This is a genomic window from Bordetella tumulicola, from assembly GCF_965138755.1.
GTDB classification, from domain to species: domain Bacteria; phylum Pseudomonadota; class Gammaproteobacteria; order Burkholderiales; family Burkholderiaceae_B; genus Bordetella_A; species Bordetella_A tumulicola.
Window position 1 is genome coordinate 802,205 of record NZ_CBCSFP010000001.1, and the last position, 12,264, is coordinate 814,468.

12 protein-coding genes are annotated in these 12,264 nt (G+C 60.0%); 6 read left to right on the forward strand and 6 right to left on the reverse strand.

The window, feature by feature from the left end; translation table 11 throughout:
• Window positions 1–20: 20 nt before the first annotated feature.
• Together ACNAZS_RS03755 and ACNAZS_RS03760 are read right to left on the reverse strand one after the other, a co-directional pair.
• Window positions 21–1,382 carry an amidase gene (locus tag ACNAZS_RS03755; protein ID WP_415786277.1) on the reverse strand — a complete coding sequence of 454 codons (1,362 nt, stop codon included), beginning with the start codon at window positions 1,380–1,382 and terminating at the stop codon, window positions 21–23.
• Window positions 1,358–1,588: a hypothetical protein gene (locus ACNAZS_RS03760; protein ID WP_415786279.1), complete on the reverse strand. Its 231-nt coding sequence runs from the start codon at window positions 1,586–1,588 to the stop codon at window positions 1,358–1,360. The genes ACNAZS_RS03755 and ACNAZS_RS03760 overlap by 25 nt, the downstream gene beginning before the upstream one ends.
• Window positions 1,589–1,715: 127 nt before the next feature.
• On the opposite strand from ACNAZS_RS03760, the gene ACNAZS_RS03765 reads away from it, so the two are divergent.
• Entirely contained in the window at window positions 1,716–2,378 is a 663-nt protein-coding gene (locus ACNAZS_RS03765) for a GntR family transcriptional regulator (protein WP_415786281.1), read from the forward strand.
• A 108-nt stretch (window positions 2,379–2,486) separates the two neighbouring features.
• The gene (locus tag ACNAZS_RS03770) at window positions 2,487–2,879 is read left to right on the forward strand and encodes a VOC family protein (RefSeq protein ID WP_415786283.1); all 393 of its coding nucleotides are present in this window, start codon (window positions 2,487–2,489) and stop codon (window positions 2,877–2,879) included.
• 105 nt (window positions 2,880–2,984) lie between these two features.
• Here the strand turns inward: ACNAZS_RS03770 and ACNAZS_RS03775 are convergent, their stop codons facing one another.
• The 3 genes from ACNAZS_RS03775 to ACNAZS_RS03785 all read right to left on the reverse strand — a co-directional run bounded on the left by ACNAZS_RS03775 (window position 2,985) and on the right by ACNAZS_RS03785 (window position 5,832).
• Window positions 2,985–3,434, reverse strand: a complete 450-nt coding sequence (locus tag ACNAZS_RS03775) for a TrbG/VirB9 family P-type conjugative transfer protein (RefSeq protein WP_415786285.1) — start codon at window positions 3,432–3,434, stop codon at window positions 2,985–2,987.
• Between the two features lie 167 nt (window positions 3,435–3,601).
• Window positions 3,602–4,567, reverse strand: coding sequence for a Bug family tripartite tricarboxylate transporter substrate binding protein (locus tag ACNAZS_RS03780; RefSeq protein WP_415786287.1), 966 nt, complete (start codon window positions 4,565–4,567; stop codon window positions 3,602–3,604).
• Window positions 4,568–4,623: 56 nt separating this feature from the next.
• The gene (locus ACNAZS_RS03785; protein WP_415786289.1) at window positions 4,624–5,832 is read right to left on the reverse strand and encodes a mandelate racemase/muconate lactonizing enzyme family protein; all 1,209 of its coding nucleotides are present in this window, start codon (window positions 5,830–5,832) and stop codon (window positions 4,624–4,626) included.
• Window positions 5,833–6,015: 183 nt separating this feature from the next.
• On the opposite strand from ACNAZS_RS03785, the gene ACNAZS_RS03790 reads away from it, so the two are divergent.
• Window positions 6,016–6,744 carry a FadR/GntR family transcriptional regulator gene (locus tag ACNAZS_RS03790; protein ID WP_415786291.1) on the forward strand — a complete coding sequence of 243 codons (729 nt, stop codon included), beginning with the start codon at window positions 6,016–6,018 and terminating at the stop codon, window positions 6,742–6,744.
• A 99-nt stretch (window positions 6,745–6,843) separates the two neighbouring features.
• On the opposite strand, the gene ACNAZS_RS03795 is transcribed toward ACNAZS_RS03790, so the two are convergent.
• The gene (locus ACNAZS_RS03795) at window positions 6,844–8,373 is read right to left on the reverse strand and encodes a CoA-acylating methylmalonate-semialdehyde dehydrogenase (RefSeq protein ID WP_415786293.1); all 1,530 of its coding nucleotides are present in this window, start codon (window positions 8,371–8,373) and stop codon (window positions 6,844–6,846) included.
• Between the two features lie 128 nt (window positions 8,374–8,501).
• Here ACNAZS_RS03795 and ACNAZS_RS03800 point away from each other — a divergent pair, with 128 nt between their 5' ends.
• From ACNAZS_RS03800 to garD, 3 genes are all read left to right on the forward strand, one after another.
• Entirely contained in the window at window positions 8,502–9,443 is a 942-nt protein-coding gene (locus tag ACNAZS_RS03800; RefSeq protein WP_415786295.1) for a LysR family transcriptional regulator, read from the forward strand.
• Entirely contained in the window at window positions 9,436–10,479 is a 1,044-nt protein-coding gene (locus ACNAZS_RS03805) for a LacI family DNA-binding transcriptional regulator (RefSeq protein WP_415786297.1), read from the forward strand. Before ACNAZS_RS03800 ends, ACNAZS_RS03805 begins: the two co-directional genes overlap by 8 nt.
• Window positions 10,480–10,598: 119 nt before the next feature.
• A complete protein-coding gene (gene garD, locus ACNAZS_RS03810; protein ID WP_415786299.1) occupies window positions 10,599–12,209 on the forward strand; it encodes a galactarate dehydratase in 1,611 nt (536 codons plus the stop codon).
• The last annotated feature ends 55 nt before the right edge of the window (window positions 12,210–12,264 follow it).

A 12,264-nucleotide genomic window follows, 5' to 3' on the forward strand; every position in this document is an offset into this window, starting at 1 on the left:
GCTGCAGCGCTGGTATGCAGTCACGATGAAAGAGGACGGTCGTATAGGCCGCGAGCCGAGGCGTGCGCAAAATCCAGCAAGACGGCTTCATGACCCACAGGGGCTATAGCCTGTACCGACACTGGCATGCCACGTTCGTCCTGGCCGACGGGGTACACGACGGCGGGCAAACCCAGATAATTCACAAACGCCATCCAACTAAACAACTGCAGCAGCCGACGGGGCTGGAAGGTCGGTGAACGACTGTCGACGTCGGCCCAGTCCGGTACGCGGCAAGGCAGCGCGGGCGTCAGCAAGATGTCGTGATCGCCGAATATGGCGCGCACGAAGGCGTCGGTATGCGCTGCGCGCTGCGCCAGCGCCTGGGCGTACCACCATGCAGGTATCACCGCACCGGGCAGTGCGACGGCGCGGGCATGCGCGCCTAGCCCGACTGCGGTACCGCGCAAGGCGCTACGGTGCACCATGGCGGCTTCGCTATGCATTAACACTTGTGCAAGCCGATGCCATTCGGCCAGGCCGTTCAGCGCGCCGGGACGCTCTTGAGCCCCCACAGTACGTGCATAGTGCCGGAGCACATCGTGGGTAGCGGCGTCTGCCTGGCCTAATTCCGAACCATGATTCCAACAGGCGATAACACGCGAGGCCGGTCTGTGCGGGGATCGAATATGTTCGTCAGACGCCGTATGCAGAGCGTCGAATACGAGACGCGCGTCGTCGGCGCTGCGGGCCAGGATGCCCACGGTATCCAGACTGGGCGCCAATGGCGCCACACCGTCCTGTGACAATCTCCCGTAACCGGGCTTGAGCCCCACGATGCCGCAGGTCGCGGCAGGCATGCGTACGCTGCCGGCCGTGTCTGTACCGAGTGACGCGTAGCAAAGCCCGGCGGCAACGGCGACAGCCGACCCGCTGGAAGAACCGCCCACGGCGGCATGCTCATTCAGAGGATTGATAGGTCTCGATGTGTTCGGATTTTCGCCCGTCGCGCCGCAAGCGTGCTCCGCCATCGCCAGCGTCGCCAATGCGACGGCCCCGGCCTGCTGCAGGCGCTGCACGACAGGGGCTGTCCCTTCGTGCTCCAACCTAGGGCGAAAACCGGTGACAGCGCCGCACCCAGGGGGGTGATCGCCGATCTGAAAGACATCTTTGTGCGCAACGGCCACCCCGCTCAGCGGCAAGGTCGGGTCGAGCACCGCAGATCCCCCCTCCGCTGCAGGAATCATTCTCGCGACGCATCCATAAGCCTCGATCGCCATCGCCGAACGCTGTTGGGCCAGTACTTGGCTAACGTCATAGTGGCCCATGCGGACACCCGCCCGCAGGTCCGCGATGTTACTGGGCAAGCCGGCAGGCGTCAGAGATTGCTTGATGGCAGACATGACGGCCCTGCTGTTGACACATCGGTAGATACATCGGATGCCGGATACCCCTGCGCTACCGTGGGAGAAAAATCCTGATCATCGACCCTTGGCTGCAGCCGCGCCAATGTCTTTGCCAACGCGCGCAACTCGGCGGCGGACGCGGCAATCCCCTGCGCATCCAGCGCGGTCTTTAGCCCTGCACAGTCCCACTGCAACCTGGCCATGATTTCCCTTGTTCATCAACGATGAGCGACGGTCGATCTCGTTTTCCGATAATATTATTTTTAGATTTATAAATATATTTATAAGCCAACTGATAATATGCTGCAATCGGTTTTTCTCCCTAAACGAATGAAATCCAGTGAACGCATCCGCTCCGCCATAGAAGAAGACATTCGTACAGGCAATCTTTTGCCTGGCGATTCGATCGATGAGCAAGAGATCGCGGCCCGATTCCAGGTCTCGCGTACGCCCGTGCGCGAGGCGCTGTTGCAACTGAAAATCCAGGGCCTGCTGCTCAGCCAACCGCGCGCCGGCATGGTGGTCGCGAAAATGGATCTGCAAGAGCTGTTGGCGATCTGGGAACTACTGGCGGAAATGGAAGGCGTCTGCACACGTCTGGCATGCCAGCGCATGACGCCGGCCGAACGCGCCGAACTACAGCAGATCCACACCGACGCCCACGCTATCGTGCAGGCGGACGACGCCGATGGCTGGCGCGAGGCCAATCATGCATTCCATGATGTCTTGTATCGCGGATGCCGGAATCCTTATCTGCGACAAGAGTTATTGCAGCTGCGCGCCCGCACCGGCGCCTACTTGCGTCATGCCTTTAGCGCAGTTGGCCGCATCAAGGCGTCGTATGAGCAGCACGAGGAACTCCTACAGGCCATCCTGGAAAATAACCCCGAACGCGCACATCAAATGATGATGCAACACATCAGTCTGGCGCAGGGGGCTCGGGGATTAGCGGATTTCCTGATCAATATTCCCAAATCGATGGTGAAGGGCTAGAGTCTAAGGTGTCAGCATCAATGGCTGCACCCACGGTGACCGCGGATTACCTGCAACATCATCGCGTCACTCGCATCTCCTCTTTCCCACCTTTCCAGGAGAGCCATCATGTTTTCACACATTACTGTTGGTATCAGCGATTTCGAACGAGCATTACGTTTTTATGATCAATTGTTTGGCGTGTTAGGTATAGAACGGCGGTTCTGCGACACGAACATTCCCTGGGCCACTTGGGCGCCTAACGACGATTACCGCCCGTCTTTCATGATCGGCAAACCTTTTGACGGCAACCCTCACGATCCCGGTAACGGACAGATGTCGGCGTTTCTGGCGTCCTCTCGTGACCAGGTACGGCAGGCACATGCGATCGCCCTGGCTGAAGGCGGGCTCAGCGAAGGCGAACCCGGCTTGCGACCGCACTATCACCCCAACTATTTTGGCGCGTATTTTCGGGATCCGGATGGGAACAAATTGTGTGTCGTCTGCCATCAGGCGGAATGAGCGTGGATCAAATCCTCGCTTCAACGACAGCGATCGCGATCACTGCCGTCGTCAATCGATCGCTTGATACACGGCCTTGTCCGGCCACGCGCTGAGCACGGTCTGTCAGCGTGGCGGCGATGTCGTTAATGGCGGTAATGGCGGCACGAAATCAGGGCCGCTAGCGGGCGCCTCGAGGATGGCAGGCAAGGACGGTGGCGGGACGTGCCGCTCGACCCGTGCGATATAACGCCCGCCCTGCAATACCAGTGCGGGCCACACGCCATCGACGATAATGTATGGGTCTTGACGATGATACGGCAGCGGTGTCAGCCCCTCGGGCGTTTGCGCGAACAAGGCGGGCGGCGTGCGCCCCGGCGCGAACTGCAACCACGTGCGGCCTGCGCCGCTGAACACCTGCAACGGCGCCACCATGGGGTCGCCCGACAACTGCCAATTGAAGTCATAGTGGTCAGCCTGCGTACCGCTGCCCGGCCAGCCCTGCCCTGTGTTTAGCCACGGTGAACAACCCGCCAGACATAGCGACAACAGCCCTGCCCCCAAATATCGAATCATGCTTTCCCCGAATAAAGAAGCGCCCCTAGAGAGGCGCACGAAAAGCATGATGACGGGCTAGGGGAAAGACGCCTAGACAGACATATACGAACGGAGGTTTTTATTCAGTCGCTGGATTGAGGCCTTGCACGGTTGAGCGTTTCGGCCTTTACCCAATCTCGGCGCGACTATTCGATCACAATCCCGCGCTCTTCGATCAACGCCTTCCATCGATAGAACTCTTCAGCCTGAAACGCAGTGAATTCCTCTGGCGTGTTTGCAACGATCTCCAGTCCTTGCTCTTCTAGTTTGGTGACGACCGCGGGATCTCTGAAACTGGCGATGGTGGCCTTGGACAGCTTGTCTTTAACCTCCGCAGGCAAACCTTTGGGTGCAGACAGTCCCTGCCAGGAATAGACCACCGCGTTAGGGACGCCCGCCTCTGTCAGCGTCGGGACGTCTGGCAAAACGGCTGAACGCTTGCTGCCGGTGACAGCGATGGCTCGCAGCTTGCCTGCGCGAATATGCGGCAATACGGCGTTGACGTTCTGAAATGAGTAGTCGACTTGACTACCCATCAGGTCGTTAATCGCGGGCGCGCCGCCTTTGTAGGCGACATGCATGCCCGCCGTCTGTGTCTGCTGCAAAAAAACCTCGGCCGACAGGTGGTCCGACGCCCCATAGCCGGAGTTGGCGAAGCTGATCTGCCCGGGCTTGGATTTCAGCTCGGCAATGACGTCCTGTACCGTGCGTACGGACTTGCTGGGTGCGGCGACCAGCACGTTGGGCGCTTGTACCAGGACGGAGATGTAATCGAAGTCCTTGAGTGCATCGTATGAGGTGGACTTGATTAAGTGTGGCGCGATGACGTAGGTACCCAATGATGACATCATCAACGTGTAGCCATCGGGCTCGGCACGCTGGACGGCTGCGGCGCCGATCGTACCCGTGGCGCCGGCACGGTTGTAGACCACGAACGATTGATCCAGGCGGCGTTGCAGTTGCTCGGCCAACAATCGTCCGATGGTATCCGTGGCGCCACCAGCGGGAAATGGCACAACGACTTGCACAGGTTTTTCTTTGGGCCACGGCGTCTGCGCAGTCACGCTGAACGCGACACATGACAACATCAGCGCGGCAATCACTTTTTTCATTTTGGCTCCCCTTCGCTACCGCCTGGTGTCGCGGCATCAATAGTTGTACGGTGATATCAGGATGTCGCGACACTTTCGCGAATGACCGCGTCCTGCCGAACCTTGACGTCGGGGCTCAGGCGTGTGCCCAGGCCAGGCGCAGTGGGCGCCATGACCATGCCGTTGTCGACGATGGGAAGATCGGTGACTAGATCCCGGTACCACGTACTCAACGTGGCGCGAACGACCTCTTGAAAGATGGCCGTTGGCGCATGCATGGCCAGGTGCAAGCCAGCGATCAGCGTGACGGGTCCCGTGCAATCGTGTGGCGCCAGCGGTCGGGCGTAGGCTTGGGCCAACGCGGCGATTTTGCGCCCCTCGGTCAGACCGCCGCACCATGCCAAGTCCAACATCACGATATCCAGGGCGTCGTTAGCGAGCAGGTCTCGAAATGGCACGGTACCGGCCAGTGTCTCGCTACCGCAGATCGGGACGCTGGTACGGCCTCGCAGGTCGGCCAACGCCTGCGCGTCGTCCATTTTGCTCAAGGGATCTTCGGCCCAGAAGACGTCGTAGTCCTCCAGACCGCGACAAATGCGCAGTGCCGCGTTGGCGCTCCATAGGCTGTGCAGTTCGCACATGACTTCGATGCGATCACCGACCGCCTCGCGAATCTTGCGAAACGGTTCCAGGCCGAGCCTTAGGTCCTGCGCACTGATCAGATGTCCCCCTGTCGCAGCGGCATAGGTATCGAACGGCCAGATTTTCATGGCGCTGTAGCCCTCATCAAGGAGGCTTTGTGCCAAAGCGCCGGCATCCCGCATAAAAGCGATCTGGTCGTCATAGGGGCCTGCCGACAACTCTGTGCCATCGGTGCTCCGTCGGGCAACGCCACCCGTGTTGTAGGCGTACCCGGCGCAGGTGTTGTAAGCCCTGATGCGATCGCGCACGCCGCCGCCCATGGCGATATAGGTAGGTACACCCTGACGTTGCCCGGCCAAGTCCCACAGCGCAATGTCCACGGCACTGGCGGCGCGGATTTCGGCGCTGGTGCTGTGGAAACCCAGATAAGGATTCATCAATTGCTGCGAGACGGCTTCAATGTGCCGGGCGTCGCGTCCCAGTAACCAGGGCGCGACTTGTTCGTGCAATACGGCCTCGACCGCTTGTGCGCCGCGAAAGGATTCCCCCAGGCCCACCAGGCCCTCTTCCGTTTCGATTTCTACCCAAATCAAATTGGGACGTTCGTTGATGCGTATGCTGCGTAACGCTGTAATGGTTGCCATACCTTGGATCTGCTCTTGTCCGATGAAGTCATGGCAAACCCGCCATCGGTGCCGAACGAAAGTCGGACCCAGGTGAATCGCCGCTGTGTCGTATGCTCGCGGCGAGCGGTTATCTTGTCAATAAATTGAACAAGTAGTATTACTACTTTGAAAAGGGCTGTTTGGCATTCAAGGACGGTGACGATGGCAATTTCCCCATTGAGCGATTTCGCTTACAAGCAGATGTTGCAAACCATCGAAATACGGGAACCCGATGAACGGTTACCCAGCGAGGAAGCGTTGGCACGCACGCTAGGCGTATCGCGCCCGGTGTTGCGCCAAGCCCTGGCGCGGTTGCGCACCGAAGGATGGGTATATGCCCGGCGCGGCGCGGGAAATTTCGTAGGGAAACCGCCCGTTTTGCAGAGCGCGACGTTCGGCCCGCTGCACAGCATTCCGGACATGCGCAGCTTTTTGGAATTTCGTTGCCTGATAGAGGGCGAAAGTGCCGCAGCCGCGGCGCGATGTTCCGACGCACCGCTGCTGGCGGAAATTGATCGACGGCAACGTATGCTCGAAACGGCGTGGAGTCGTGGCGAGCCGGGTATAGAAGAGGACATCGCGTTTCATGGTGCTATCGCGTCGGCGAGCGGCAATCGTTTTTTCGGTATGACGATGGCGGCGTTAGCCGAACAAACACGTGTCTCAATCAAACTGATCCGCGAGCTATCGCCACTGCCTATGGTGCGTCGCGCCGTAGACGTACGCAACGAGCATCGCGCGATCGGCGATGCAATCAAGGCTGCAGACGCCGACGCGGCCCGCGAGGCGATGGTGGCGCATCTGCGTGGCGGGATGACACGCTTGTTTGGTGTCGATGATATGAGTATCCCCCGCAGGAATATCCCCACTCCTCCCACCAGGGATTCGTAAACGACTCGAGGCGACAAACCTTTGTCGCCTCGTTCGTGCCTGGCTCATCTATCGGTGCATCGGTCGCCGCATCAATGGTTGAGGCGACCATGCGCCCGCTTATCGAATCGTCGGCATCGCAAATTCAGCGCCCTTGTTGATGCTTTCGGGCCAACGCTGCATGATGCTTTTTTGGCGCGTGTAAAAACGTACGCCCTCTTCGCCATAGACATGCATGTCGCCGAACAGCGAGCGTTTCCAGCCGCCAAAACCATGCCACGCCGTGGGCACGGGAATGGGTACGTTCACCCCTACCATGCCGACTTCGATCTGACGACCGAATTCACGCGCGACGTTGCCATCACGCGTAAAGCAACTGACGCCGTTGGCGAACTCGTGGTTGTTGATCAACGAGACAGCGGAAGCGAAATCCGGCACACGCACGCAGGACAGCACGGGACCGAAGATTTCTTCTTTATAGATGCGCATGTCCGGCGTCACGTTATCAAAGAGCGTGCCGCCCAGCCAGAAGCCATTGTCGCAACCTTCGCCGGCCAGCGAGCCCTGGAAGTTTCGGCCATCAGCCAACAGCGTTGCGCCTTCGTTGATGCCGATATCGATATAGCCGGTGATGCGCTGACGCGCTTCGGCCGTGACGATCGGGCCCATTTCGGCTTGTGCGTTGGTGCCGTTGAGCACTTTCAGTTCTTTCAGGCGTTCGGTCACGCGAGGAACAACCTGATCCGCGGCCGAGCCCACCAGCACGGCGACGGAAATCGCCATGCAGCGTTCCCCAGCGGAGCCATAGGCGGCACCCATCAGGGCATCGACGGCTTGATCGATATCCGCGTCGGGCATGATGACCATGTGATTCTTCGCGCCGCCCAACGCCTGAACGCGCTTGCCGTTGCGAGCGCCCGCTTCATAGATTTGCTGTGCGACGGGCGTCGAGCCGACGAAGGAAATGGCTTTGACGTCGGGCGCTTCGATCAGGGCCTGTACGGCGTGGTGATCGCCCTGGACCACGTTGAAGACACCGTCGGGCAGTCCGGCTTGTTTGAGCAGTTCGGCAAGCAACAGCGAGGGGCTGGGATCGATAGGGCTGGGTTTCAGGATGAAAGTATTGCCCGTGGCAAGCGCCATCGGGAACATCCACATGGGCACCATGACCGGAAAGTTGAACGGCGTGATGCCGGCGACAACGCCCAGGGGCTGACGCAACGTCCAGTTGTCCATACCGGAGGCGACTTGTTCGGTGAAATCGGTTTTCAGCAACTGCGGCGCGCCGCAGGCGAACTCGACGATGTCGATGCCCCGGGCGACTTCGCCTTGCGCGTCGCTGAAGACTTTGCCGTGTTCAGCGGTAATCATCCGCGCCAGGTCGTCTTGATGGCGATGCAACAATTCCAGAAATCGAAACAACACGCGGGCCCGGCGCAGCGGCGGGGTGGCGGCCCAGGCGGGGAATGCTTTGCGGGCGGCGGCGACAGCGGTCTCGACATCCGTCAGTTCTGCCAGGGCGACGCGCGCCGATACTTGCCCGGTAGCGGGGTTGAATACGCTGCGGGTTTTGGGGTCTTGCGGGTTGACGCGTTGACCGTCGATCCAGTGGCCAATGAGGGAAGATGTGTTTGCGGCTGCGGAAGTCACGGGCGATATCCAGGAGAGGTTGATCGAAAACAAGCCCAGTCTACGACTCGGCTCGCTTCAAGAGAAGGCCGGATTTGCGACATCAGTGTTTGATAAAATGAACAATCATCAGTTTCGGGAACGCCAAAATGGCTGCCGACCAGATTGCCCCGCTCGTCGCGGATATCTATTTGTTGACCGCGCTGGCGGAAACCCGCAGCTTTACCCAGACCGCGAAACGCCTGGGGGTATCGAAAGCCTCGGTCAGCACGCGTATCAATGCCCTGGAAAAAGCCGTCGGCCTGCCACTGGTGCGCCGCACGACGCGCCACGTCATGCTGACCGAGGCCGGGCACAATCTGGTCGAAGATGCGGCCCCCGCATTCGAACGCATTAGCACCGGCTTTCTGGCGGTAAAGGATTTGTCGGATGTGCCACGCGGCACGGTCAGGCTGACAGCCCCGGTGGCCTTTGGACGCCAGCATCTGGCGCCGGTGCTGCCGGCGTTTTTGCGCCAGTACCCGGAGGTACGGATTGAACTGGAGCTGATCGATCGTCTGGTGAATCTGGCGCATGAGGGCTTTGATCTGGCGATTCGACATACGGATCACCCTCCCGAATCCTATATTGCATGGGAGTTATGTTCATCCCGGTCCCTATTGGTCGCCAGCCCGCAGTACTTGCACGCGCATGGCGAGCCTAGGCACCCTCGTGATTTAAGCGACCACGCCTGTGTCACGTATCTAGGCAACCGTACGTATGAGACCTGGTCGTTCGTACAGGACGGGCGGCGCCGGTCAACGCCGCAACCTATCGTGATACCAGTCAGGGCAAGGTTTCGAGCCAACAACAGCGAAGTGCTGCGCCAAGCGGTGCTAGAGGGCGCGGGGATCGGTATGCTGCCAGACTTCAGTGCCGTGACGACACCTCCCAATGGCCTGGTGGAAGTCTTGTCAGGCTGGCGCGTGCAGGGGTTTTTTGGTAGCAAACTCTATGCGCTGCGACCCTGGTCGGCGCATGTGCCGCAATCGGTGAAATGCCTGGTGGAGTTTTTACGTGACAAATACGCGCAAGGATTCGAAGGTGAATGACCGCACGACACGCGGCAGCCGAGGCGGCCGTAGCGGCGTCACCTTGACCGATGTCGCACGCCTGGCCGGCGTATCGGCGATGACCGCATCGCGTGCGCTGAATCAGCCTGATCGGGTATCGGACGATACCCGCCGGCAGGTGCTCGAAGCCGTTGCCAGCAGCGGCTATGTACCCAACCTGCACGCCGCGGGATTGCGCGCTCGGCGCACCCGCATGATTGCGCTGATGGTCCCCTCGATCGCGTCGGGCTCGGCGTTTTTGCTGGCCGTTCACGCGATGACAGAGATTCTGGTCGAGGCCGGCTATCAGGTCATGCTGAGCGAGCGTGGCTATGATCGTTCGCGCGATGACATCGTGCTGGAATCCGTGATTGCCCGGCGGCCCGACGGTATTGTGCTGACGGGCCTGATGGAGTCGCCACTGGCGCGACAACGTCTCGCAGCATCGGGCATTCCCGTGGTGGAAACCTGGGAAATGTCCGATAACCCCATCGACATGCTGGTGGGGTTTTCGCACTATGAGGTGGGCCAGGCCATTGCGCGTTATATGCATGCGCAAGGCAAACGTCGCGTGGCGTCGATCGCAGCGACCGAGGCGCGCACGGCCGCGCGCTTTCACGGGTTTGCCGACGAGGCTCTGAAACTGGGAATCGCGGGCCGTCACTTGCGGGAAGGCAGCTCGCTGGTGATATCGCCGCCAAGTCAGTTGGGACACGGGCGTACAGGCCTGGCGCGTGCCCTGGAGGGCGACCCGGGGGTCGATGCGATTTTCTCGGCCACGGATATGGTGGCGCTGGGTACGCTGATGGAAGCCCAATTGCGCGGGATTCGTGTTCCCGACGATCTCGCCGTCATCGGATTTGGAGATTTCGACTTTGCCTGCAATGTCTCCCCTACCCTGACGACGGTCCGAGTGGACCACGAGGATATTGGGCGTCGCACGGCAGGTATGCTAATAGACCGTATCGAAGGCATTCAACCCGCGCACCCAATCCAGGATGTGGGATTCAAACTGATACAGCGGCAAAGCGGCTGACGATCGTCGCAAGACGCCGATGCCAGACGCTGCCCGCGCGTTGACGACTCAAAAAGTTAACGTTAACATTCACGATATTACCTCTCATCCATCACCCATCCAACCCCACTTTTTCACGTATGTTGACCAGCACGAAACCTTCGACGACAACGGCAGTTCCTCTCACTGACACGCCCCGCGCCATTCGCATGCACGCCAACGACAACGTCGCGATTGTGGCGAATCAGGGCGGGCTGAGCGCCGGTACGCAATTGCCTGACGGTCCCCAATTGCTTGACCGCGTTCCTCAGGCACACAAGGTCGCCCTGGCCGACATTCGCGAGGGTGCGGAAGTCCGACGCTACAACGTCACGATTGGCTATGCGAACCGCGATTTACCGGCGGGAAGCTGGGTAAACGAAAATGTGCTGACCATGCCGGCGGCGCGCACGCTGGATGATCTGCCTATGGCAGATCAGACGCCTGCCCCCCTGCCCCCGCTGGACGGCTATACCTTTGAGGGTTATCGCAATGCCGATGGCAGTGTCGGCACGCGTAATTTGCTGGCTATCACGACCACCGTGCAATGCGTGGCCGGCGTAGTGGACCACGCCCTGCAACGCATTCGTGCCGAGTTGCTGCCGCGCTACCCGAATGTGGACGGCGTCGTGGTGCTGGAGCATGGCTATGGCTGTGGCGTCGCCATTGATGCGCCGGATGCGGTGGTGCCGATTCGTACGCTGCGCAATATCAGCCGCAATCCGAATTTTGGCGGCGAGGTGATGATCGTCAGCCTGGGCTGTGAAAAGCTGCAGCCCGAACGCCTGATGCCGAGCAATAGTATTCCTATCCAGGCGGATGGCTCCCTCAGTCAGGGGCTGGATGTAATGCGTCTGCAAGACGACGAACATATCGGTTTTCAGGCCATGATCGAGGCCATCCTGGCTCAGGCGGTACCCCACCTGGAACGCCTGAATGGCCGCCAGCGAGAAACCTGTCCGGCCTCTGATTTGGTGGTGGGCGTGCAATGCGGGGGTAGCGATGCATTCTCGGGCGTGACCGCCAACCCGACGGTAGGATTCTGCAGCGATCTGCTGGTACGCGCAGGGGCGACGGTAATGTTTTCGGAAACCACCGAAGTCCGCGACAGCGTTGAACAACTGACCAAGCGCGCCGAGACGCCCGCCGTCGCAGAGGACATTGTGCGCGAGATGGCCTGGTACGACGCATATCTGCAACGTGGTCAGGCTGATCGCAGCGCCAACACGTCGCCCGGGAATAAAAAAGGCGGTTTGTCGAACATTGTCGAAAAGGCGATGGGCTCGGTGATCAAATCGGGCTCGGCAGCCATCAATGGCGTCTTGAGCCCCGGCGAGAGCTTGCGTGATCGTGGCATCAAACAAGGTCTGGTCTACGCCGCCACCCCCGCCAGCGACTTCATTTGCGGCGCACTGCAATTGGCCGCCGGCATGAACCTGCATATTTTCACAACGGGACGCGGCACGCCCTATGGTCTAGCCGAAGTGCCTGTCGTCAAAGTTGCCACACGCACCGACCTGGCGCGCCGCTGGCATGACCTGATGGATGTGAATGCGGGACGTATTGCCGATGGCGAGGCCAGCATCGAAGAGATGGGCTGGGAGATGTTCCATCTGCTGCTGGATGTGGCGAGTGGCCGCAAACAGACATGGGCCGAGCGCTGGAAACTGCACAATGCATTGGTGCTGTTTAATCCCGGGCCGGTGACCTGATCGTCAAAGACCGGACTTATCAGCACAGAGGGCCATGACAGTGTTTCTGTCATGG

What these genes read in the sequence shown, in the direction of transcription:
- ACNAZS_RS03780 (WP_415786287.1), bottom strand. Translation starts at nt 4,567, where the DNA reads ATGAAAAAAGTGATTGCCGCGCTGATGTTGTCATGTGTCGCGTTCAGC.
- ACNAZS_RS03790 (WP_415786291.1), top strand. Translation starts at nt 6,016, where the DNA reads ATGGCAATTTCCCCATTGAGCGATTTCGCTTACAAGCAGATGTTGCAA.
- ACNAZS_RS03765 (WP_415786281.1), top strand. Translation starts at nt 1,716, where the DNA reads ATGAAATCCAGTGAACGCATCCGCTCCGCCATAGAAGAAGACATTCGT.
- ACNAZS_RS03755 (WP_415786277.1), bottom strand. Translation starts at nt 1,382, where the DNA reads ATGTCTGCCATCAAGCAATCTCTGACGCCTGCCGGCTTGCCCAGTAAC.
- ACNAZS_RS03785 (WP_415786289.1), bottom strand. Translation starts at nt 5,832, where the DNA reads ATGGCAACCATTACAGCGTTACGCAGCATACGCATCAACGAACGTCCC.
- ACNAZS_RS03775 (WP_415786285.1), bottom strand. Translation starts at nt 3,434, where the DNA reads ATGATTCGATATTTGGGGGCAGGGCTGTTGTCGCTATGTCTGGCGGGT.
- ACNAZS_RS03760 (WP_415786279.1), bottom strand. Translation starts at nt 1,588, where the DNA reads ATGGCCAGGTTGCAGTGGGACTGTGCAGGGCTAAAGACCGCGCTGGAT.
- ACNAZS_RS03800 (WP_415786295.1), top strand. Translation starts at nt 8,502, where the DNA reads ATGGCTGCCGACCAGATTGCCCCGCTCGTCGCGGATATCTATTTGTTG.
- garD (WP_415786299.1), top strand. Translation starts at nt 10,599, where the DNA reads ATGTTGACCAGCACGAAACCTTCGACGACAACGGCAGTTCCTCTCACT.
- ACNAZS_RS03770 (WP_415786283.1), top strand. Translation starts at nt 2,487, where the DNA reads ATGTTTTCACACATTACTGTTGGTATCAGCGATTTCGAACGAGCATTA.